Here is a 22,100-nt window from a genome sequence, read left to right as displayed (position 1 = left end):
GTGGTCCACATAGCCTCTTCTGAGCAGAAGGCTCACAGCCTCAAGCCCGTACTTGTGCCTGCTCACCCTGTTCAATAGCAACCTGTGGTAATAACAAACGGAAGTGAGAGCCCTGTTCACTGGATGCCACCAGCGTTACCTGCCCTCCCATCAGCTCAGCCAGCTCCTTGACAATAGCCAAACCCAGACCGGTTCCGCCGTGATAGCGCGACACAAATTCTGATCCCTGACGGAAAGCCTCAAAAATGTAGGGCTGTGCCGATTCAGGTATCCCTTCACCGCTATCAAACAGATCAAAGCACACCTGTTGATCCTGCTCGCTCACCAGCAGACGGATTGAGCCTTTAGGGGTGAATTTAATCGCATTATCCACCAAATTATTCAGAATCTGGCGCAGACGTGTATCATCCACAGCCAGCTCAAAGTCCGCAGGCAACTGATTTTCAAGCACTAACAGCAGGGATTTCTTCTCCGCACTACGCTGATGACTACTGATCAGATTATCCAACCAGCCATCCAACGTGATGCAACGATAAGTCAACACCAACTGACCCGCATCGATCTTGGCCAGATCAAGAATATCATCCACCAGATGCAGTAAATGACGACCGCTGCTGTTGATAATATTGGCATATTCCAGAGTTTCTGCGTCTTTCTGTTCCATCTGAAGGACTTCGGAAAAGCCCAGAATACCGTTCAGAGGTGTACGCAGCTCATGAGACATACGGGCCAGGAAGTCATTCTTCATCTGACTCGCTTTCTCGGCTTCCCTGCGCGCCTGATCTGACAGCTCAAAAGAGGCTTCAACGCTGTCAGCCATACGGTTTAACGCTTCACTCAACTGACCGATCTCATCTTTTCGCTGCTGCTCGAAGCGGAAACTGTAATCACCGGATTCAATCTGTTTCAGCCCTGTGGCAAAGTATTTCACCAATCCAGTGATAGAAGAAGCCATCCAGATAGCGATCACAAAAACAACCGCAACCATCACCAGCGTAGAAACGCTCAGATTGATGGCAATATCCTGCATAATATCAGCAATAATATCGAGCAGGTCGTGCTGGCGCTGCTTCAGCGTATCACTCAACTCAGCAACCTTAACATCCATCTCGGCAGCGGTTTGCTTCGCCGGTTGCTGGAAATCATCAATATTGGCACCGATGGTAACAAAGCCAAATCCACGGGGTGAATCCCCATAAGGCCCGGTGTAATAGGGAATAGTCGCCGCTGTAGTGAGCTTCCAAACCCCGCTCCAGAGAATCAGAAAGGAGCCCGAACCACCATACTGTGTCAGGTCATACCACCCCTTACATTGAGGCGCGAAATTCAGGTAACGGCACTCAAGGCCCAACAGCCCCTGCTGAATCAAAGTCTTAGAAGGGCGCTTACTGCGGCTTTGGCCATCAAAGTCACGAATATCTTCCAGGAACATACGCAGTGGCAGACCACTTTCCTGCCAACGGTCATGCAGACTGGCTTCTAACCAAGGTGTTTCACGCTCACCGGTTTCCGGGTCGAAGCCTACGATAGAGTGATGACGCGGGTGGACAATGTTGCGGTCCTTATAGTCCCACATAAAGGCGTAGTTGCCGTTGCTCGCATCGGCTATAGCGGTATAACGCTGTTCATTAGGCAGGAGATTATTGGTAAAAGCCATAATATGATCATGGTTCAGTGCCAGAGTCACATACCCTATAACCTTACCATCACGGGCAATGGGCGTTGCCCAGCGGACAATGCCTCTAAAGCGTTTGCCCACCGGATTCTCTTTCCCGGCAAAAGCTTCTCTCTCTGGTTCAAATGGCAGATTACGCTTTTGTGCACTGGCCGGAGTGACAGGGCCGATAATACGGGAAGGCACATAGGGCCCGATCACATCAGAGACATAAATCTCCCCAGGCTTAAGCTTCTGCAGCTCCGCAAAATAGTGCTCGGCCTTACTCCAGGTATTCTCAGGTTTAGAAACATCTCTCAGCTCAGGAGGTAACAGATCGCTGGTCTGTACTTTCAGCTTTTCCTGACCATCCAAACCGACAAAGGTGATCTCGTGAAAAAGAGGCTTACGTTCGCTGGGCAGCACATCCTCTGGGGCACGATAATTAAATTTTTCCCGGTTTTCAGGATTGGATGCGGTTACTTTCTGGTGGTTGTTTTGCTCTGTATCTAAGCGCTGCCAAGCAGAGCCATCACTGGCCAGTTGCCACTGACCTTCTGATACGAGAGTGCGGCTACGCTGTTGAATAAAAGTACGATAGCTCTGCTCATCCACTGGCAAGCTGGCCGCCAGTAACAGATCCTGGTCACGGTCATACAGAAAGTTAGCGACCGATCGGGCCGTATCAGTGGTCAGGCGCTCCAGCTCTTCACGCGCCCTGTCATTCAGTGCCTGCTCCGCCTCCCGACTGAAGATTTCCCCCATATCGGCGACCGTCGCCCGCACTTCTTTATTGAGCAAGTCCGTTTCTTTACCCAGCTCTTCCCCCAGATACAGCACCCCTTGCCAGGCCAGTAAAGCCAGCAGAATCAGGGGTACCACTTTAATAACCAGAAACAAGGCAACCAGTTTGGCCCGGATGCCTATACCTGCACCGGATGACTCAGAGGGCATTACTTGCACTCCTGCACAATAAAGGACAAAGATACATATTAGTTGTTTTTTTATAAAAAAATAAGCTCCCCTTTGGGTGTAGGGGAAACACTTTAATCTGCTGAGTGTAATACAGGAGAGAGGGAAAAACGGCAAACAAATAACAGAAAAAGCGCCACAAGTGCGCTTATTTCTACAGTAAATTGTGACTAAAGTCACAGATAGGAAGCCCCGGAATCCGCAGGCCGGGATTCGCTTCCGTTATAGCAGGACAAAAATCTGGGTTAACAGCGGGAAAATGCCAATAACCAGCGCTGCGGCAGCCATTAAGATAGTTGATACTGCACCAATTTGTTCAAAGTCTTCAGCATGGCTCATCGTATTGCTCCTTTCTCTATCACATATCACTACCGAAATGTTCACTGCCTGAAATATGGATGTCCTGTTTCGGTCAGTATTCGGTTTCTGTTATAGATAGAGCAAAGCTGATGCCAACCCCAATACTCTTACATAACCACATGTTTTAAAAAGATATTTACTTTCTGACGCACCATCCTGCCCCCAGATAAGACAAATATGTCTGACACAATGGACAAATACGACAGAAGCATCCTTACTGCGTAGATAGACTCATCGCTTAATCATTCTATAATTACAGTTTGCAGCTGTATTTATTCGGCAAACTTTAAGCGCCAACGATAATGCCAGTACAACCCCAATGAACGCAGCAATGCGAATAGGGTAAAGGCAAACCATAGCCCTTGATTGCCAAGCCCTTGACTGAGGTACCAGACAAGCAGATATAACCCTGTGGCTAACACGGTGGTGTTACGCATGACATCCGCTCGGGTAAGCCCGATATAAACACCATCAAACAGATAACTGGCTGCAGCGAATATAGGAATCAGTACAACCCAGAGCAGGTATTGATCCACCAACAACAATACCTCAGGCAGATCAGTCATTAATGAAGCCAGCGAAACACCAAACAAACCATAACAGACACTGAAGAACCCAGCAGCCAGCAGACTCAAGAGCAAACTCCGACTGACAATCGCTTTTAATTCATCAATACGTTTAGCTCCCGTACTTTGCCCGACCAGTGCTTCCGCGCTATGAGCCAAACCATCCAGCGCATAAGAAACAAACATCACCATCTGTAGCAAAATCGCATTAGCTGCCAATACATCGGCACCCAAACGCGCACCCTGAGCCGTGAAAAAAGCCATACCAAACAACAGCACCCAGGTTCTGACCAGCAGCTGATGATTGACCTTAAGCAGGGTTTGATAGTCACTGAAACGCCCCAGAGAAACACGTAGCTGTCCTCGTAACTTATCCGGGTAATCAATCTGCAAGCACAAGATATGGCACCAGGCCAGATACCCCCCGACCAGCAATACCAAATAGTCAGCCAGTAGCGAAGCCAGTGCGACACCTTTTACATCCCAACCCAATCCCAATACAAACCACAGATCCAGCACGATATTGACGCTGTTACCCAGCACCAGCATATAAAAGGAGAAACGACTGTTCTGCTGCGCCAGAAACCAGCCCAACAAAACATAGTTGATCAAAACCGCAGGAGCCGCCCAGATTCTAACGCGGGCATACTGTCCCGCAAGCTGCTGTAAACCCTGATTATCGGTTAACAGGGCCAAGCCTAATTCAATCAACCAGGGTTGCGCCATCAACAGTAACGACGCAACAGCCAACGCCAGGACAATACCTTGCTGCAGAAGCCGAACTACCTGAGCCCAGTTCTGCTGCCCCGCGGCCTGAGCCACCACACCGGTCGTGCCCATTCGCAGAAAACCAAAACCCCAGAACAAAAAACTGAACAGGCTGGCCCCTAATGCCACGGCCGCCAGATAATCCGCAGAAGACAGATGGCCCAACACCGCAGTATCCACCAACCCCAATAACGGCACACTGATATTGGATAAAATAATTGGCCAGGACAGGGCAAATATTTTCTGATTTAAGCTCATTGGAATTCGCTGCCAGCGGAAAGTTGAACAAGGAAATGCAGAAAGGTTTAAAGCGATCAGGCAATGATTGCAATTAACAGACAACAATAGCTTTAAAGCGGTTAAAGCAGATCAAGCAAGCAAAAAAAATGCAGCGCCCATCGCTGAACGCTGCATTTCACTGAAGACGCAACAATTAACCCAGAGATTCCTGGATAATCTTGTACTTTTCCATCAGCTCATCTTCGGTTTCTGCATGTTCCGGATCTTTAGGAATACACTCTACCGGACATACCAACACACACTGAGGTTCGTCATAGTGACCTACACACTCAGTACACAGGTTTGGATCAATTTCATAGATCTCATCACCCTGACTGATTGCACCGTTCGGACATTCAGGTTCACATACATCACAGTTGATGCATTCATCGGTAATCATCAAAGCCATAACGCTACCTCTGTTACAAACTAATCAATTCAAGCTAATCGTTTTTAAAATGTTCTTTTAACGCCTGAGCAACGATTGGGTGAACAAATTTGCTCACATCCCCGTTCAGGCAGGAAATCTCTCTCACCAGCGTAGATGAGATATAAGAGTTCCGCTCTTCTGGTGTCAGAAAAATGCTTTCTACGTCGGGAGACATCGCACGGTTCAGGTTAGCCAGTTGCAGCTCATACTCAAAGTCTGAAACTGCTCTTAAGCCCCGAATAATCACACGAGCCTGCTGCTCTGCCAAAAAGTCAGTCAGCAGGCTATCAAAACCACACACCACTACATTGCCATAAGGGGCAACAACAGCTTCTGCAAGCTCGACCCGTTGCTCCAGAGTCAATAGCGGCTTTTTACGCGGACTGGCAGCAATGGCCAATACCACTTTGTCAAAAATCCGGCTGGCACGCTCCACCAGATCGGTGTGCCCATTAGTGATCGGATCAAAGGTTCCGGGATAAACAACCGTTGTCATCGCATTGTCCTGATTATGCGCGGAATTTAAAGACGCTGAATGGTAAACAAATTGCACCCACTGCACAAACTTCTATGCGCTATATCCTTATAGCGATTGGCCTAATCTTCTCCCACGCGTATTTTAGACTAGGCAATCTATATAATTATCATCTAAAGTAATTACTTTAAGGTATTGGCAATAAGCTGCAATGTGTAACAGATTTGGCCAGATTATAATGCTATATTCGTGATGCTTTTAGTAACTACAACAAAAACAACAAACAAAAAAGCTGTCTTCTGAAAATTCGATTGAGTGCGAAACCCGAGACTATGACTGTAAAAACCAAAGACCGGATTGTGCACGCCGCTCTGGAGCTGTTTAACACCCATGGCGAGCGCAAAATCACCACCAACCATATTGCCGCCCACCTCAAAATCTCTCCCGGCAATCTATATTACCACTATCGAAATAAATCCGACATTATTGCTCGGATATTCGACCAGTATGAACAAGCCTTGGCGGTCCTGTTTGAACTACCGCAAGACCGGCCCGTTACCCTTCAAGACCAGGCACAGCTACTAGAAAAGCTGCTCCAGGTATTCTGGGATTATCGCTTCCTACATCGTGACCTGGTGGGCATGTTGGCCAATGATGAGGAATTGCATCAGAGATATCAGAATATTGCCGAAACGGGCATCGCTCAGGCCAGCAATATTATCCGCCGTCTACGTGACGCAAATATTATGCAAATTTCTGAAGAGGAAATTCCCCCCCTCGCATTGAATATCTGGCTGGTACTGACCGGCTGGGGTAGTTATCTGCGCACCGCCCGGGGTATTGCCGAAGAAGATATTCGCCAGGAGCACCTGTTTGAAGTGCTGAAACAACTGATCAGCCTGGAGATGCCTTATCTATCCGAAGAGACACGCACACTAACACGCCAGACTCTAAGTCAGCTTCAACCGGCCTGACGCTGATATAAACAACAGGACACCTGTCCTGTCTGTTTCTCCTTACACAGCTGCCAGTTTGCCGGTAGCTGTGTCAGTTGCAGCCCCTTTTCCGCTTCAAGATAGATATAAGCAGACTCTGCCAGCCAACCTTCTGTTTCTAACTGCTGACATGCCGTGATCAACATCTCCTGACCAAACGGTGGATCCAGAAACACCAGATCGAACTCCTTACCAGGATTATGTTGCAACCACTGCAGCGCATCCGCCTGTAACACTTCAGCCTGATCACAGCGCAACGTAGCCAGATTTTCCTGCATCTGACGAATCACACCGAGGTGAGTATCCAAAAACGTAGCGTGTTTAGCTCCACGGGACAGCGCTTCTAAGCCCAAAGCACCACTACCGGCAAACAGATCCAACACCCGTGAGCCATAAATGGAAAAAGACAACCAGTTAAATAGGGTTTCACGCAGACGATCCCCCGTCGGTCTCAGACCCTGGCCATCAGGGAAAGGCAGTTTACGCCCACGCCATTCACCGGCAATAATACGAAGCTGGTTACGACCACCGGAGGCAGAAGCAGCCTTAGCTGGATTATTTTTCTGTCGTTTCACTCTGGCCATATGCTACAAATCTTACATTGAAGCGCAGATCACTGCGTTATATCAGGGAAATCTGGCCCTTAGAGGGCCAATGCGCTGAGGATTGTACCCCCCGTGGGCGACAAGTGGTAGGATAGGCGCCTATTTCTAACATCAAAGACACAGAATCTATCTCATGTTTGGCTTATTCAAACGTAAAAAGAAAAAAGCAGAACAGCCTGAAGCTCAGGTCACTGAGACCCAGGCTATCGAGCAGGCGGAAGAAACCGCCGTTGAGCGCTCTGAACAGAGCCCTGCACCTGTCAGCCAAGACACTGACACACAAATAACGCCTATGGCTGAAACGGTTGATAATACAACGGTTGAAACTCAAGCAGCTGAATTGACAGCGCCTGAAGTCCGGGACCCCGTCGTTGAAACTCAAGTAACGCCTGAGCCAACGGTTATTGACGAGCCGAAAGCAGAGTCCACACAGGCTACTCAACCTGAGCCGACGCCTGCCCCCGTTCCGGTGGCAGCACCTCAGCCGGAAGTACAGGAAAAGCCGAAGAAGAAAGGTTTCTTCTCCCGTATTAAAGCCGGTCTGGGTCGTACCCGTGCGAATCTGACCGAAGGTCTGGCCAGCCTGTTTCTGGGTAAAAAGCAGATTGATGATGACCTGCTGGAAGAGATCGAAACCCAACTGCTGGTAGCGGATATCGGTGTTGAAGCCACCTCTGACATTATCGAACGCCTGACCGAACGCGTACAACGCAAGCAGCTGGCAGATGCTCAGGCCCTGTACGAGGCCCTGAAAGAAGAGCTGCGCGCCATGCTGGAACCCGCGAATAAACCGCTGGAGATTCCGAACCAAGCCTCGCCATACGTCATTCTGATGGTGGGCGTTAACGGCGTGGGTAAAACAACGACCATTGGTAAGCTGGCGAAGAAATTCCAAAGCGAAGGCAAGAGCGTCATGCTGGCCGCCGGTGATACCTTCCGTGCCGCAGCAGTAGAACAGTTACAGGTGTGGGGTGAACGTAATCAGGTGCCCGTGATTGCGCAGCATACCGGCGCTGACAGTGCCTCCGTAATCTTTGATGCCATTCAGGCAGCAAAAGCCCGTAATGCGGATATTCTGATCGCCGATACCGCAGGTCGCTTACAGAACAAGAGCAACCTGATGGAAGAGCTGAAAAAAGTCACCCGTGTGATGAAAAAGCTCGACGTCGAGGCGCCCCATGAGGTGATGCTGGTGGTGGATGCGGGTACAGGTCAGAATGCACTGTCTCAAGCTTCTCTGTTTAATGAAGCCGTGGGTCTGACCGGTATTACCCTAACCAAACTGGACGGCACCGCGAAGGGTGGTATCGTATTTGCGCTGGCTAAACAGATGGAAATTCCGATCCGCTTTATCGGTGTCGGTGAGCAGGTGGATGACCTGCGTCCATTTGATGCCGACCAGTTTACCAACGCTCTGTTTGATCAATCTGAGTCATAAGCCGATTTTTTTATGAATGTATCGCAGGAAGCCATGATCCATTTTACAAACGTCAGCAAACGCTATGAAAATGGTTATGAAGCACTGAAACATCTGGACCTTACCATCAACAAGGGTGAAATGTGTTTTCTTACCGGTCACTCCGGGGCTGGCAAAAGCACTCTGCTGAAGTTGATTATGCGTATGGAAAAAGCCACCAACGGCCAGGTGGTCGTGAACGGTGAAAACCTGACCAAGATGTCAAAGAGCAAGATTCCTGCCCTGCGCCGCAATATCGGTGTGGTATTCCAGAATCACCAGCTGCTGTTTGATCGCAGCGTATTTGATAATGTCGCTTTGCCTCTGCTGATTGAGGGTGCTGACCCCAAAATGATCGGTAACCGGGTACGGGCAGCGCTGGATAAAGTAGGCCTGCTAAAAAAAGAGAAGCTAAACCCGATTATGCTGTCCGGTGGTGAGCAGCAACGTGTCGGCATCGCCCGCGCTGTAGTGAAAAAGCCTCCCATTATTCTGGCGGACGAGCCTACCGGTAACCTGGACCCCAAACTGTCCTCAGAGATTATGCATCTGTTTGAACAGTTTAATGAGCGTGAAGTCACCGTATTGATCGCCAGTCACGACCTTGACCTGATCGCCCGTATGGGTAAACGCGTACTGACCCTGCGCGAGGGCAGCCTGATTAATGGGGGCGGAAACCGATGAGCGAAGTAGGCAAGCCCCATAATCGTGGCGTGACCCCGCGCGGAGCCAGTGTTTCAGCCCGTCCACAGCCTCAGGTCAAAAAAAAGCCGGAACAGCCAGTAGCCAAAGGGGCCAGTCAATCGGAGATTAATACCCGAAATAAAACCCGCAGCTGGCTACGCCATCACCGTATGATGGCCATTGATAGCCTGTGGCGGGTCATTCGCACGCCTTTTTCCAGCCTGATGACCTGGGCTGTTCTGGCGATTGCACTGGCACTGCCTACGGGGCTGTATCTGTTTTTAAGCAACGCCCAGGTGGTGACCAGTAACCGGGATGGCTCTGCACAGGTGTCGCTGTTTTTAAAGATGGAAGTCAGCGAGTCCCAGGCTCAGGCCTTGCGCCTGAATCTGGAAACCCGCACGGATATCGCCAGCGTCGCTTATATTTCCAAAGATCAGGCGATGAAGGAATTTAAGCAGTTCTCTGGTTTTGGTGAAGCGCTGGATTATCTCGATGATAATCCCTTACCCAGTGTACTCGTGGTACGCCCTGCCAATACCCTAACCCTGCTAAACCAGCAGGAAGCCTTGTTTACCGAATTAGATAAGATGCCAGAAGTGGAAGAGGCACAGCTGGATATGGACTGGGTCAAACGCCTTTACCATATCATGGAGCTTAGCCAACGAGCCGTAAGTGCCCTGGCCATCCTATTGGGCATCGCCGTATTGCTGGTGGTGGGAAATACCATCCGTCTGGCTATTGAGAGTCGCCGCGATGAGATTGTAATCGTCAAACTGGTGGGCGGCAGCGATGCCTTTATCCGACGCCCTTTCCTTTATACGGGGATCTGGTACGGCTTAGGTGGCGGCTTACTGGCCTGGTGGATCATTAATATCAGCCTGTTATGGCTGGAAGATCCAGTCAATGCCTTAGCCAGTGCTTACGATGCCAGTAGTTTTGAGCTGATTGGTTTAGGTGCAGGTGATTCTCTTCTCCTTATCTTAACCTCGACTCTGTTAGGCTGGCTGGGAGCCTGGTTAGCGGTAAGCCGTCATCTGGGTGACATCGAACCACGCTAGGATAGCCTGTTACCCAATTTGTATACAGTGGGCAATGACGCTATAGTCAAACCCCTTGCAAATTAGTCAGGAATATCTATATTAATTGCTCTTGATGTGAACTTATTGCGTATAACACGCTCAGATAAGATCAGAATAAGCAGATTTTCAGAGGTTATATGAATACTAGCCTGCAAACGATTGATTCCCTGTCCCCCGGTCAGGATTTGAATGCCTACATTCAAGTTGCTAACAGCTTCCCGGTACTGTCCGTAGAGCGCGAGCAGGATCTTGCACATCGCCTGCATGAGAAGTCTGATTTAGATGCCGCCAGGGAGTTGGTACTGTCTCACTTACGCTTTGTGGTACATATTGCCAAGAGCTACTCCGGTTATGGCTTACCGCAAGCCGATCTGATTCAGGAAGGCAACGTTGGCTTGATGAAAGCCGTTAAGCGTTTTGACCCGAACGTGGGTGTACGCCTGGTATCTTTTGCCGTGCATTGGATCAAAGCGGAGATTCATGAATACGTGCTGCGTAACTGGCGTATTGTGAAAGTGGCTACCACCAAGGCCCAGAGAAAACTGTTTTTCAACCTGCGCAGTGCTAAAAAAGGCTTGGGCTGGTTAAACAATGAAGAAGTGGAAGCGATTGCACAGGATCTGGACGTTAAACCGCAAACGGTACGTCAGATGGAAAGCCGCTTAAGTGCTCACGATGCCGCTTTTGACGGCTACAGCGATGACGATGATGAGCAGGCTTATCAAGCACCGGCTTACTATCTGGAAGATCACAGATATAATCCAGCGACCGAATTGGAAGACTCTGACTGGGCCGCCGATTCATCATCCCGCTTACAGTCCGCTATGGCCGAACTGGATGATCGCAGCCGGGATATTCTGCAAAAGCGCTGGCTGACCGATAGCAAAGCCACACTGCATGAATTAGCCGATATTTATGGTGTTTCCGCTGAGCGCATCCGCCAGTTGGAAAAGAATGCCATGAATAAGGTGAAGAAGATGATGGAAACCCGCTAATTCGAATATCGAATGGATTTCAGGATCACAACCAATAAAGGCTGCTCTATGCAGCCTTTATTGGTTTTTGCCCCTGGACCTCTCATCAAACGGTTCTTTCAAAGCCAGCACCAACCTTATACCAAAACAGATAAGCTGTTGCAGGTCGGAAAAGCCGCAAGGCGCCTTCTGACAATAATCAGAGCCAGTGCCGGATGGCGCTTCGCTTATCCAACCTACTCTGATATTAAGAAACTTATCGGGAATGGTATTAGCCCACATTTTAAGCCCCAGAAGCCTATACCGACATCAGCCGACTGTTTACTTTTTAGCCAGATTCGTTTGTCTTTATAATTAGAATAACCTAATATAAATGCATTTCAAATTTACACGACTTAAACGCCCTAAGAGGCGATGTGGAGAGCCCGCTATGTTTATGCGTAAACCGATAACCTGGCTATCGATCAGCCTGATTTATCTGCTGAGCCCGAACGCTCAGGCACTAGAGAGCATCACGCTGCAGTCCGAAACGGTTAGCCAGTCGATCACTCTGGATGGCACGGTAGAAGCGATTCGCAGCAGCACCGTGGCGGCCCAGACCGCAGGGACTGTCAGTGCAGTGTATTACGACGTTGACGATAGAGTCGAGCCAGGCGCTATTCTGCTGCAGATCAGCGATAGCGAACAGCAAGCCAGACTTGAACAGGTCCAGGCAGCCGCGCGGGCCGCTCAGGCGACACTCAAAGATGCAGAGCAGAGCTTTATACGCATTCAGGGCATTTACAAGAAACAGCTGGCATCACAATCTCAGTATGATCAAAGCAAAAACCATCTGGATGCCTCCAAAGCCAGTTACGGACAAGCCATGGCTGCTTTAAAAGAAGCCGAGAAACAGGTCTCTTATACCAAGGTGATCGCCCCCTATGGGGGCGTCGTTACTGAACGTCATATTGAGCTGGGTGAAGTCGTGGCACCAGGCTCACTACTGATGAGCGGTATCGATCTGGAATATCTGAGGGTTAATGTGGATCTCCCCCAGCGCTTTGCCGCTGGTGTCCGTCAACATCAGCTGGCCGAAATCCTCTTGCCAGATAACCAGGTGATTCCAGCCAAGAATCTGACCGTATTCCCTTACGCCGACGCCCAAACTCATAATTTTAAGGTACGCATCGAACTGCCTAAAAGCCAGGCCGGTCTCTATCCCGGCATGATGGTAAAGGTCTCCGTTCCGGTTGCCAGCGAGCAAAGCCTGATGATTCCACAACAAGCCCTGATTATCCGCAGCGAACTGAGGGCCGTTTATCTGCTGAATGAGCAGGGTGAGCCAAAACTTCGCCAGGTACGCACAGGTGCATCTGCCGCCGGTAAGATCGAAATTTTATCTGGATTACAAGCCGGTGATCGTATCGCACTGGACCCGAATCAGGCTTTGAAACAGATTAATGCCGCAAGGAGTCCAAGTGATGCGTGATCAAAAACTGGGAATATCCGGGTTAACCGCACGGGCATTTCAGAACACCGAGATTACGCCCTTGCTGGCTATTGTCGGTATGTTACTGGGTCTGCTGGCCATCCTGATTACCCCCAAGGAAGAAGAGCCACAGATTGACGCTACCTTCGCCAATATTTTTATCGCCTTTCCCGGTGCCACCCCAAAAGAGGTCGAGCAGCTGGTTTCAACCCCCGCAGAACAGGTGATGTCTGAAATAGAGGGCGTTGAACATGTGATGTCCGTCTCCCGTCCTGGTATGTCTGTGCTGACCGTTCAGTTTGAGGTCGGTATTACCCGCCAGGAGGCCATTGTCCGCCTGTATAACCAGGTGGACTCCCATCAGGACTGGTTGCCGCAAAACCTGGGCGTGGCACCGCCACTGGTTAAGCCGATGGGTATTGATGATGTGCCCATTATGAGCCTGACACTCTGGTCCGATAATCCTGAGCTGGGCAGCCATGAGCTGAAAAAAGTCGCCCACAATCTGGAAGTGGAACTGAAGCGCATCAAGGGCACTCGGGATATCTATACTCTGGGCGGACCGGATAATGTTGTGCACGTGCAATTGGACCCGGCTCGTCTATCCGGCTTTAACATCAGCCTGGATGACCTGCGACATGCACTGCAAGCCAGTAATATCGCCAGCAGCGAAAGCCGTATCGTTCAGCATAATCAGGTGATTCCTATTCAAACCGGTGAGTTCCTCACCTCTATCCAGGAAGTCCGCCAGCTGGTAGTGGGTCTGAATCAAGGGGCCCCGGTTTATCTGCAGGATGTGGCCGATGTACGTCTGGGTGCTGATACGCCGGAGCAAAGTGTCTTTATGGGCGTAGGCCCCGCCTTTGCGAAAGATGGACAGAGTGGAGAACAATGGCAAGCTGGACAGGGTGAAATCTACCCTGCCGTCACCATGGCTATTGCCAAACAGCCCGGCCAGAACGCCATTGATATTACGCGTAATATCACTCAGCGTCTGGAACAGTTGAAAAATATCGCCATCCCAGAAGGCGTTGAGGTCACAGTCACTCGTGATTACGGTCAAACCGCGAATAATAAATCCAACACCCTGATCTCAAAGCTGGTGTTTGCGACCGGCTCAGTAGTGCTGCTGGTGCTGGCAACTCTGGGCTGGCGGCAGGCGATTATTGTCGGCCTGGCGATTGTTATCACCCTGATGATCACCCTGTTTGCCTCCTGGGCTTACGGCTTTACCCTTAACCGGGTCTCCCTGTTTGCCCTGATCTTCTCCATTGGTATTCTGGTCGATGATGCCATTGTAGTCGTGGAGAATATCCACCGGCACCTTGCCATGGGTGGCAAGCCCATGAAAGAAGCAATTCCACTGGCCGTTGAAGAAGTGGGCGGCCCCACCATTCTGGCTACCTTTACCGTAATCGCCGCCCTGATGCCAATGGCCTTTGTCACCGGCCTAATGGGCCCGTATATGAGCCCTATTCCCATCAATGCCAGTATGGGCATGCTGATCTCGTTGGTCATTGCCTTTGTTGTTACCCCTTGGCTGGCGTTTAAGCTGCTGAAGCATCAAGCTCATAGTGGCACAGGCCATGATGACAGCGGTCATGCCGGAGCAGAGCATCACGAAGCAGGCAGCCCCGCAATGCAGCGTTTTTTCCAGGCATTGATGCATCCTTTCCTAAGAGGTAAAAAAGGTCGCCCAATGCGCGCCTTACTGGGTTTGGTGGTGATTGGTCTAACACTGGCAGCTGCGGCACTGCCAGCCACCCTGGCGGTAGTCTTAAAAATGCTGCCGTTTGATAACAAATCCGAAGTGCAAATTGTAGTGGATATGCCGGAAGGCACACCGGTTGAACAAACCCAACGAGTCCTGCTGGAACTGGGCGAATATCTGCAAACGGTGCCGGAAGTTACCCATTATCAGACCTATGCGGGTACCGCAGCTCCGATCAATTTTAACGGTCTGGTACGTCAGTATTATCTGCGTGAAGAACCTCATGCCGGTGATATTCAGGTCAACTTTGTTGATAAGAGTCAGCGGGAGCGTAAAAGCCATGAGATCGCTCTGGCCATTCGCCAACCGCTTCAGGCTATTGGCGAACGCTATCAGGCCAATATTAAAGTCGTCGAGGTTCCACCAGGGCCACCCGTAATAGCCCCTCTGGTAGCAGAGATCTATGCCGCTGACGAACGGTTAATGGCTAAAACCGCCACAGCGCTACGTCAGCGTTTGGAACAGACCGAGGGTATCGTCGATGTTGACGATATGCTGGAGCACCCCAGTCAGCGCTATCTGCTCAAAGTTGATCGTCAAAAAGCCGCGCAACTGGGCGTGTCTCAGCAAAGCGTAGTGTCTGCACTCAGCACAGCACTGGGGGGGGAAGATGTCAGCTATCTGCATAATGCCAACGTTAAGTATGCCCTGCCGATTCGCCTGGAACTGACTGAAGCAGACAAGAGCAATCTTCAGCAACTATTGACGCTGAAGATTGCCAACCGTAACGGTCAACAGGTCGCTTTGGCAGAGCTGGTGACATTGGAATCCAGTGAATGGCATAAAACTATTTACCATAAAGACCTGCTGCCGGTGACCTTTGTTACTGCCGATATGGCCGGAGACTTAGATAGCCCTCTGTACGGTATGTTTGATCTGATTGGACAGCTGGGTCAGCAACCGCTGTTTGAGCATCTGCCTTTGGAGCAATACTTTATTCAGCAACCGCAATGGCCACTGGTTCCCTCAGTGAAATGGGACGGTGAATGGCAGGTCACCTACGAAACCTTCCGTGATATGGGCATCGCCTACGGTGTGGGCATGATCCTGATCTATATGCTGGTTGTGGCGCAATTCCGCTCTTACCGGGCTCCACTGATCATTATGACCCCAATTCCACTGACCATGATCGGTGTAATGCCGGGCCATGCCTTATTGGGCGCTCAGTTTACTGCGACATCTATGATCGGCATGATCGCACTGGCTGGGATTATTGTGCGTAACTCCATTCTGCTGGTGGACTTTATCAACCAGCAACTCAGAGCAGGTATCTCCTTTGAACAGGCGGTGATTCAGTCCGGTGCTGTACGGGCCAAGCCCATTATTCTGACGGCACTGGCGGCGATGATAGGCGCCCTGTTTATTCTGGACGACCCTATCTTTAACGGCCTGGCAATTGCTCTGATCTTTGGCTTAACGGTTTCAACCCTGTTAACCCTGCTGGTGATTCCGGTCATGTATTACGCCTTTGCACCGGGTCGCATTAAGGCTCTGGATCAAACCCATCAATCCTGATCCAGCAGTGATTATCTCCAACCCAAAAAGAAGCCCTTATCCATTGAATGGACAAGGGCTTCATACAACATCCGGCAAACTAAACCAAGCCCGCCTCAATCATCTAGTGGGTACGACGATAGATAATATCCCATACGCCGTGGCCCAGACGCTCACCGCGTTTCTCAAACTTGGTCACCGGACGAGAATCAGGACGTGGCACGTAATCACCGTCGGTGGCGGTGTTTTCATAACCGTCTGCCTGTTTCATTACCTCAACCATATGCTCGGCATAGTTTTCCCAATCCGTGGCCATATGGAAGCGCCCACCCACTTTCAGCTTCTGACGCACCAGCTGAGCAAACTCAGCCTGTACGATACGACGCTTGTGGTGACGTTTTTTATGCCAGGGGTCCGGGAAGAACAGCTGCAGCAGATCCAGAGAGCCATCCGGGATACACTGTTTCAGGATCTCAATGGCATCATCTTCATAGGCACGCAGATTGGTTAAACCGGCATCACCGGCTTCAGCCATCAGCCTACCAACACCCGGTGTATGCACCTCAATACCGATAAAGTTATGATCTGACATGGTTTTCGCCTGCTCCAGCAGAGAATCACCCATACCAAAACCAATCTCCAGTACCAGCGGCGCTTCACGCTCAAACACCTCAACCGGGTTAATCATGCCCTGATCAAGGGTCAGGCCCCATTTTGGCCAGAACTCATCCATACCGCGCTGCTGACCGGCAGTCATACGTCCGGTGCGCAGAACAAAACTACGGATACGGCGTTTGTGCTCTTCCGGCACATTCTGCTCCTGCTCAGGAAGGCTGTTTTCTGTCTCAGTTGCTTCTACAGCATCCTGATTCAGGTTCTGAGCATCGGTGGAATCAGACATTATCGTGTTTAACCTGTATAAAAATTAATCAATCAGACCGTCCAGCGGAGAAGAGGCGCTGGCATACTTTTTACGTGGCATACGACCGGCCAGATAGGCTTCGCGACCGGCTTCAATGGCTTTTTTCATCGCCGACGCCATCAGAATAGGATCTTTGGCTGCAGCAATTGCCGTGTTCATCAGTACCGCTTCACAGCCCATTTCCATCGCAATCGCGGCATCAGACGCCGTACCCACACCGGCATCAACCAGTACAGGGATATTGGCGCTTTCCATAATGATGCGGATATTGTGCGGATTCAAAATACCCAGACCAGAGCCGATCAGAGAACCCAGTGGCATAATGGCACAGGCACCCATATCTTCCAGCTTCTTAGCTGCAATTGGGTCATCGTTACAGTACACCATCACATCGAAACCATCTCTTACCAGGGTATCCATGGCTTTCAGGGTTTCTTCCATATCCGGGTACAGAGTCTTCTGGTCACCCAGCACTTCCAGCTTGACCAGATTATGGCCATCCAGCAGTTCACGGGCCAGACGACAGGTGCGTACCGCATCATCCGCAGTGTAACACCCGGCTGTATTTGGCAAAATGGTGTACTTGTCCGGTGAGATCACATCCAGCAGGTTTGGCTCGTCGGCATTCTGACCGATATTAGTACGACGTACTGCTACAGTAACAATTTCTGCACCGCTGGCTTCAATCGCCAGACCGGTTTCTTCCAGATCTTTATATTTACCTGTGCCCACCAGCAGACGGGAGTGATAGTCTTTGCCAGCAATGGTCAGAACATCTTGTTTCATCTCTCAAGTACCCTAAATAATTGCGATAAGAGTGACTGTAATCGTGTATCAACGCTGCCCTAGTAGAGAATTAACCACCACCAATCGCGTGTACAATCTCGATTCGATCACCTTCTTGTAATCTGGTGTCTGCGTGTTCACTACGGGGAATAATATCCTCGTTGATCTCCACTGCGATACGCTTGCCAGTCAGCTCCAGCTGCTCAATCAATTGCAGCAGGCTACTGCCAGCCTCAACAGTCTTGGTTTCGCCATTCAATTGAATCTGCATGACGTATTCGGCTCCCAACAGTGTATGATGGAGGGCATCAAAGGTTGCATAATGCCTGGAAATAGCCGGATATTGTACCTGATTCAGATCATTTTGCGCGGTGATATTGGGGAGATTTGCGTGTTAAAAACTGTACTCTGGGGCTGTGTCGGATTACTGGGGGCCAGCAGTGTCTTTATGGATGCGGGTTTAAGCCATGGTCTGGGGCAACAGCTCACGCCAGATCAACTCTCCAGCCTGAAAACCGCCGTCTATTATCAGCAGATCAACAGCATAGTGATGGCTATTGGCTTAATACTGGCCAGCGCTAAACGCTCTTACCTATCCCTGCTACCCAGCCTATGTTTTCTGTTGGGTACGATAGCTTTTAGCGGTGGGATTTATGGTAAGCATCTGCTGGCACTGAACACAGGTATGATCACCCCAGCGGGTGGTATGATCACCGCATTGGGCTGGATTTTATTAGCCTTACTGGGCATCAGCTATAAACTCAACAGCAACCACTCCACCTTTCGTTAACTTAGAGCGAATAATAGAAGAGAAAAGCAGACACTAACATCCTCCTCTTCTCCTTCAGCATGCAGAGTGACAGCTTACCAACAGTAACTCCCAACCAATCCTGCCGGTAAGCTTCTACTAACTTGATAGATTTTTGATCAAAAACAGATCAGTATGATCATTTCTAATAATCTAAACCTGACAGATAACAGGAGCATTTCCCCTATTTAGCGGGGAGGAATCGAATAGGTCGCCGTGACATGAGCCACAGGTTCTTCTTCGCCTTCGGAATAGATCGTAATCTCCCCCACCGCCAGACGCTTGCCCAATTTTAAAAGCTTCGCCTCTGCAAGAATCGCCTTATCAGGTTCAGGTTTCCGTAGAAAGTTGATATTAAGACTCGTAGTCACAGCCAAAGCCACTGGACCAATTTGGGCCAGAATGGCGACATAGAGACAAACATCTGCCAGCGCCATCATAGTAGGGCCAGATACCGTACCGCCGGGCCGCAGATGATCATCATCCACATCCAGACGCATCAGTGCCGTGTTCTTACCCAGCTTAGTGACCAGGCCAATATGTTGGGGAAACTCCCGATCCAGAAATTCATTGATCTGCTCGACCGTCATCACGGTCTCAGGTAGGGAAGCGTTCATAGAGCCATCTCCGTTGTTGTTATTGTTTTATCGCCCTTCTCAGGCTGATTTATGACTTATTTATCAAAAGAAGTCACAGTATGCCTTCAGGCCACTCACAAATAACAGCGTTCAAACTGACTCTATGTTCACAATAGCTTGGCTAGCATACAGAGGATTTCAATCATACCGCCCGGCGTCTAACCCAATACGCTTTATAAAAGGTGATTAACCGTTTAACCGCCCACCCATCTCCTGGGCCAGATCCACCGCATAGTTATCGGTCATACCGCCAATAAAATCCAACACCCGGCGGTAGGCTTCATAGCGGTTCCATTCAGGGCCTGGGATATTCTCACCAATCAATGACAACACCCGCTTATGTTTAAAGCTCAGCTGCTCCAGTGATTGGCCATGACTGAGCTGATCCAGCTCTTCAACCGCACCACAGAAGGATTCCAGTAACACACCTAAGGTGGTGTAAGCTCCGATCTCTAACTTCGCTTTACGCGGATGATTAAAGATTCTCTCTTCGGCCAAACGTTTCGCCTCTGCCACACCCTGGGCAATATCCGGCTCACAGGCATCGATCAGATCATGATCAAAACTGCCGCTTAGCAACTCTTCCTGATGCAGAACAAACTGCTCAGATACTGCTGCAACGACACGCTCCATCGCTGCACCACGCAGAGCTGCAATACGCCGTCGATTCGAGGCACCAGACAAGGCGGAATAACCGATGGGCTCACCACCAACAATCTGTAACAAGATCTGCTCAACCTCGTGATAGCGCAGGATCTCCATCTCCAGACCATCTTCCAGGTCTAACAGCGCATAACAGAGATCATCGGCAGCCTCCACCAGATACACCAGCGGATGACGACACCAGCGTTGATCTTCCAACTGGATCAGGCCTAAACCATGAGCCGCTTCCTGTAACAAAGGAAGCTCGGTCTGATAACAGCTGAACTTACCACTTCGATCCGCATGACCCGCTGTCCAGGGATATTTCAGGAAAGTGCCCAAGGTGGCATAAGTCAAACGCATACCACCGGCAAACTGGTTGTACTCCACCTGAGTCACCATACGAAAGCCCTGAGCGTTACCCTCAAAGGTGACCAAATCTGCTTTCTGCGCTTCTGTCAGTCCTGTTAAACGCCCCTGTTTCTGCGCCTGCAGAAACCAATCCCGAATGGCGTATTCTCCGGCATGACCAAAGGGGGGGTTACCAATATCATGGGCTAAGCAGGCACTCTGTACGATCACCCCCAGATCAGCAGCCGAAATACTCAGAGGCAGATCATCCTGCAGCAGCTCAGCCACCATCATACCCAGGCTACGACCAACACAACCCACTTCCAGACTATGGGTCAACCGACTGTGGATATGATCATTTTCAGCAAAGGGATGGACCTGGGTTTTACGGCCCATACGGCGAAAAGAGCCGGAAAAAACCACACGATCATGGTCTTTATGGAAGGGTGAGCGCCCGACATCGTCCAAAGCGTGACGGGAGCGTCCTTTAAGACGGGTTGCTGACAGCAATTGCTGCCAGCTCATGATTTTGTTCATGGTGTTAGAAGTTCATAACAAAACCAATATTGACACCCTTATCAAGACTGCTGTCACCGCCGTCTTTTACGTCAACACTCAGCTTACGCCAGCCAACATAAACATCTACATCGCGCAGTGCTTGATAGTACGCACGCACGCTCAGGTCCATCAGGCCATCCAGATCACTGAACGAAGATACTTTTGGTGCAATATACAGATGACCACCAAAGCGCACCAGCGGTAGCTGAGGGAAGGTATAACTGCCCTGTCCTCCCAGACCCACTGCAATACCGTCAACATTATCAGAGTTCAGCCAGTACGCCTTGGCTCCCATGCCAATGCTGTATTGAGCCGTATGCTCCTGAGTGTGCAGACCCGCGTGAACCAGCGTTGCATCATTGTCATTTTCTTCATGATACATACCACCCACCGACAGATTCAGACGCTGCTGTGGCAGAGGCGCATCATACTCTGCACGGATCGTATCATTACTCAGGTTTACATCGATTGTTGCAGCGTGTGCAGTTGCCGCCAGGCTGGCTACCGCAGCAGCCAAAGCAATACGTTTCATTGGGTTTATATCCTCTAATATCCTAATCTTTTGCTTAGCGCTCTCTTGCGCCATCTATCCACAAATTCCAGTTAACCGCCTTACAGCCAACCCAGCCATTAAATACCGTACTGCTCACGGTAGGCACGGATTGCATCGGCATGCTGTTCCAGACCGCCTTTCTCATCCAGATACTGTAAGACCTGCTCCAGTGTAATAATACTCACCACAGGAATATTAAAGTCACGCTCCACTTCCTGAATGGCAGACAGTTCACCTTTGCCTTTCTCCTGACGATCCAGCGCGATGACTACACCACCGGCTTCAGCCTTGTTCGCATCAATAATCTGCATCACTTCACGAATCGCGGTACCTGCAGTGATCACATCATCAACAATCAGGGCTTTACCCTTCAGCTCTGCACCCACCAGTACACCACCTTCACCATGGTCCTTGGCTTCCTTGCGGTTAAATACGTAAGGCACATCCAGGTCATGCTGATCCGCCAGCGCAACCGCCGTGACCGCCGCCAGAGGAATCCCCTTGTAGGCAGGGCCAAAGATCACGTCATAATCTACTTTCGCTGCAACAATCGCCTCGGCATAAAAACGGCCCAGTTTGGCCAGCGCACGACCGGTACGGAACAGACCGGCATTAAAGAAATAAGGGCTGATACGGCCGGACTTCAGGGTAAATTCACCAAAACGTAAAACATTCTGTTCAATGGCAAATTCGATAAATTCGCGCTGATAGTCTTTCATTTAAGTACTCCGATCGATTGTCTGCGGTAAAGATCACCACTTTAGAGCGTTAATGGGCAGACAAAATGATAAAAAAGTCGCATAAAG

General features: G+C 50.0%; 20 protein-coding genes. 8 read left to right on the top strand and 12 right to left on the bottom strand.

Annotation, left to right across the window (positions count from 1 at the left end; genetic code table 11):
• Positions 1 to 40 precede the first annotated feature (40 nt).
• The 4 genes from H579_RS0103765 to coaD form a co-directional block, all read right to left on the bottom strand.
• Positions 41 to 2,608 carry a sensor histidine kinase gene (locus tag H579_RS0103765; RefSeq protein WP_028299572.1) on the bottom strand — a complete coding sequence of 856 codons (2,568 nt, stop codon included), beginning with the start codon at positions 2,606 to 2,608 and terminating at the stop codon, positions 41 to 43.
• 650 nt (positions 2,609 to 3,258) lie between these two features.
• Entirely contained in the window at positions 3,259 to 4,578 is a 1,320-nt protein-coding gene (locus H579_RS0103755; protein ID WP_028299571.1) for an MATE family efflux transporter, read from the bottom strand.
• Positions 4,579 to 4,753: 175 nt separating this feature from the next.
• Positions 4,754 to 5,008 carry a YfhL family 4Fe-4S dicluster ferredoxin gene (locus tag H579_RS0103750; protein WP_028299570.1) on the bottom strand — a complete coding sequence of 85 codons (255 nt, stop codon included), beginning with the start codon at positions 5,006 to 5,008 and terminating at the stop codon, positions 4,754 to 4,756.
• 34 nt (positions 5,009 to 5,042) lie between these two features.
• Complete coding sequence (gene coaD / locus H579_RS0103745; protein WP_028299569.1) at positions 5,043 to 5,525, bottom strand: pantetheine-phosphate adenylyltransferase; 483 nt, start codon at positions 5,523 to 5,525, stop codon at positions 5,043 to 5,045.
• Positions 5,526 to 5,836: 311 nt separating this feature from the next.
• Between coaD and H579_RS0103740 the strand changes: the two genes are divergently transcribed.
• A complete protein-coding gene (locus tag H579_RS0103740) occupies positions 5,837 to 6,478 on the top strand; it encodes a TetR/AcrR family transcriptional regulator (protein WP_036565241.1) in 642 nt (213 codons plus the stop codon).
• On the opposite strand, the gene rsmD is transcribed toward H579_RS0103740, so the two are convergent.
• Entirely contained in the window at positions 6,466 to 7,083 is a 618-nt protein-coding gene (gene rsmD, locus H579_RS0103735) for a 16S rRNA (guanine(966)-N(2))-methyltransferase RsmD (RefSeq protein ID WP_028299567.1), read from the bottom strand. The two genes, H579_RS0103740 and rsmD, sit on opposite strands and share 13 nt — an antisense overlap.
• Positions 7,084 to 7,237: 154 nt before the next feature.
• On the opposite strand from rsmD, the gene ftsY reads away from it, so the two are divergent.
• The 6 genes from ftsY to H579_RS0103700 all read left to right on the top strand — a co-directional run bounded on the left by ftsY (position 7,238) and on the right by H579_RS0103700 (position 16,057).
• On the top strand, positions 7,238 to 8,542 hold the full coding sequence (gene ftsY, locus H579_RS0103730) for a signal recognition particle-docking protein FtsY (protein ID WP_028299566.1): 1,305 nt from the start codon (positions 7,238 to 7,240) through the stop codon (positions 8,540 to 8,542).
• 33 nt (positions 8,543 to 8,575) lie between these two features.
• Positions 8,576 to 9,244 (top strand): cell division ATP-binding protein FtsE, encoded by a 669-nt coding sequence (ftsE, locus tag H579_RS0103725; protein ID WP_028299565.1) that lies wholly within the window; start codon positions 8,576 to 8,578, stop codon positions 9,242 to 9,244.
• Positions 9,241 to 10,305, top strand: a complete 1,065-nt coding sequence (ftsX, locus tag H579_RS0103720; protein ID WP_028299564.1) for a permease-like cell division protein FtsX — start codon at positions 9,241 to 9,243, stop codon at positions 10,303 to 10,305. Before ftsE ends, ftsX begins: the two co-directional genes overlap by 4 nt.
• Positions 10,306 to 10,463: 158 nt before the next feature.
• Positions 10,464 to 11,321: an RNA polymerase sigma factor RpoH gene (rpoH, locus tag H579_RS0103715; protein WP_028299563.1), complete on the top strand. Its 858-nt coding sequence runs from the start codon at positions 10,464 to 10,466 to the stop codon at positions 11,319 to 11,321.
• 409 nt (positions 11,322 to 11,730) lie between these two features.
• Positions 11,731 to 12,771, top strand: a complete 1,041-nt coding sequence (locus H579_RS0103705) for an efflux RND transporter periplasmic adaptor subunit (RefSeq protein WP_051227279.1) — start codon at positions 11,731 to 11,733, stop codon at positions 12,769 to 12,771.
• The gene (locus tag H579_RS0103700) at positions 12,764 to 16,057 is read left to right on the top strand and encodes an efflux RND transporter permease subunit (RefSeq protein WP_028299560.1); all 3,294 of its coding nucleotides are present in this window, start codon (positions 12,764 to 12,766) and stop codon (positions 16,055 to 16,057) included. Before H579_RS0103705 ends, H579_RS0103700 begins: the two co-directional genes overlap by 8 nt.
• A 103-nt stretch (positions 16,058 to 16,160) precedes the next feature.
• Here the strand turns inward: H579_RS0103700 and trmB are convergent, their stop codons facing one another.
• The 3 genes from trmB to thiS form a co-directional block, all read right to left on the bottom strand.
• Positions 16,161 to 16,937, bottom strand: a complete 777-nt coding sequence (gene trmB / locus H579_RS0103695; protein WP_051227278.1) for a tRNA (guanosine(46)-N7)-methyltransferase TrmB — start codon at positions 16,935 to 16,937, stop codon at positions 16,161 to 16,163.
• A gap of 24 nt (positions 16,938 to 16,961) precedes the next feature.
• The gene (locus tag H579_RS0103690; RefSeq protein WP_028299558.1) at positions 16,962 to 17,744 is read right to left on the bottom strand and encodes a thiazole synthase; all 783 of its coding nucleotides are present in this window, start codon (positions 17,742 to 17,744) and stop codon (positions 16,962 to 16,964) included.
• Positions 17,745 to 17,814: 70 nt separating this feature from the next.
• The gene (gene thiS / locus H579_RS0103685; RefSeq protein WP_028299557.1) at positions 17,815 to 18,015 is read right to left on the bottom strand and encodes a sulfur carrier protein ThiS; all 201 of its coding nucleotides are present in this window, start codon (positions 18,013 to 18,015) and stop codon (positions 17,815 to 17,817) included.
• Positions 18,016 to 18,135: 120 nt separating this feature from the next.
• Between thiS and H579_RS0103680 the strand changes: the two genes are divergently transcribed.
• Positions 18,136 to 18,534 (top strand): DUF423 domain-containing protein, encoded by a 399-nt coding sequence (locus H579_RS0103680; protein ID WP_157834549.1) that lies wholly within the window; start codon positions 18,136 to 18,138, stop codon positions 18,532 to 18,534.
• A gap of 206 nt (positions 18,535 to 18,740) precedes the next feature.
• Here H579_RS0103680 and H579_RS0103675 read toward each other — a convergent pair whose 3' ends face one another.
• The 4 genes from H579_RS0103675 to pyrE all read right to left on the bottom strand — a co-directional run bounded on the left by H579_RS0103675 (position 18,741) and on the right by pyrE (position 22,013).
• On the bottom strand, positions 18,741 to 19,169 hold the full coding sequence (locus H579_RS0103675; protein ID WP_036565239.1) for a PaaI family thioesterase: 429 nt from the start codon (positions 19,167 to 19,169) through the stop codon (positions 18,741 to 18,743).
• Positions 19,170 to 19,376: 207 nt separating this feature from the next.
• Positions 19,377 to 20,708, bottom strand: a complete 1,332-nt coding sequence (locus H579_RS0103670) for a deoxyguanosinetriphosphate triphosphohydrolase (protein WP_425411333.1) — start codon at positions 20,706 to 20,708, stop codon at positions 19,377 to 19,379.
• A 16-nt stretch (positions 20,709 to 20,724) separates the two neighbouring features.
• Positions 20,725 to 21,273, bottom strand: a complete 549-nt coding sequence (locus tag H579_RS0103665; protein WP_028299553.1) for a YfaZ family outer membrane protein — start codon at positions 21,271 to 21,273, stop codon at positions 20,725 to 20,727.
• Between the two features lie 98 nt (positions 21,274 to 21,371).
• Complete coding sequence (gene pyrE / locus H579_RS0103660; RefSeq protein ID WP_028299552.1) at positions 21,372 to 22,013, bottom strand: orotate phosphoribosyltransferase; 642 nt, start codon at positions 22,011 to 22,013, stop codon at positions 21,372 to 21,374.
• Positions 22,014 to 22,100: the final 87 nt, after the last annotated feature.

The organism is Oceanospirillum beijerinckii DSM 7166, assembly GCF_000422425.1.
Taxonomy (GTDB): Bacteria; Pseudomonadota; Gammaproteobacteria; order Pseudomonadales; family Halomonadaceae; genus Oceanospirillum; species Oceanospirillum beijerinckii.
The sequence above is the reverse complement of the archived record's forward strand: the minus strand, read 5'-3'. Positions and strand labels throughout refer to the sequence as shown.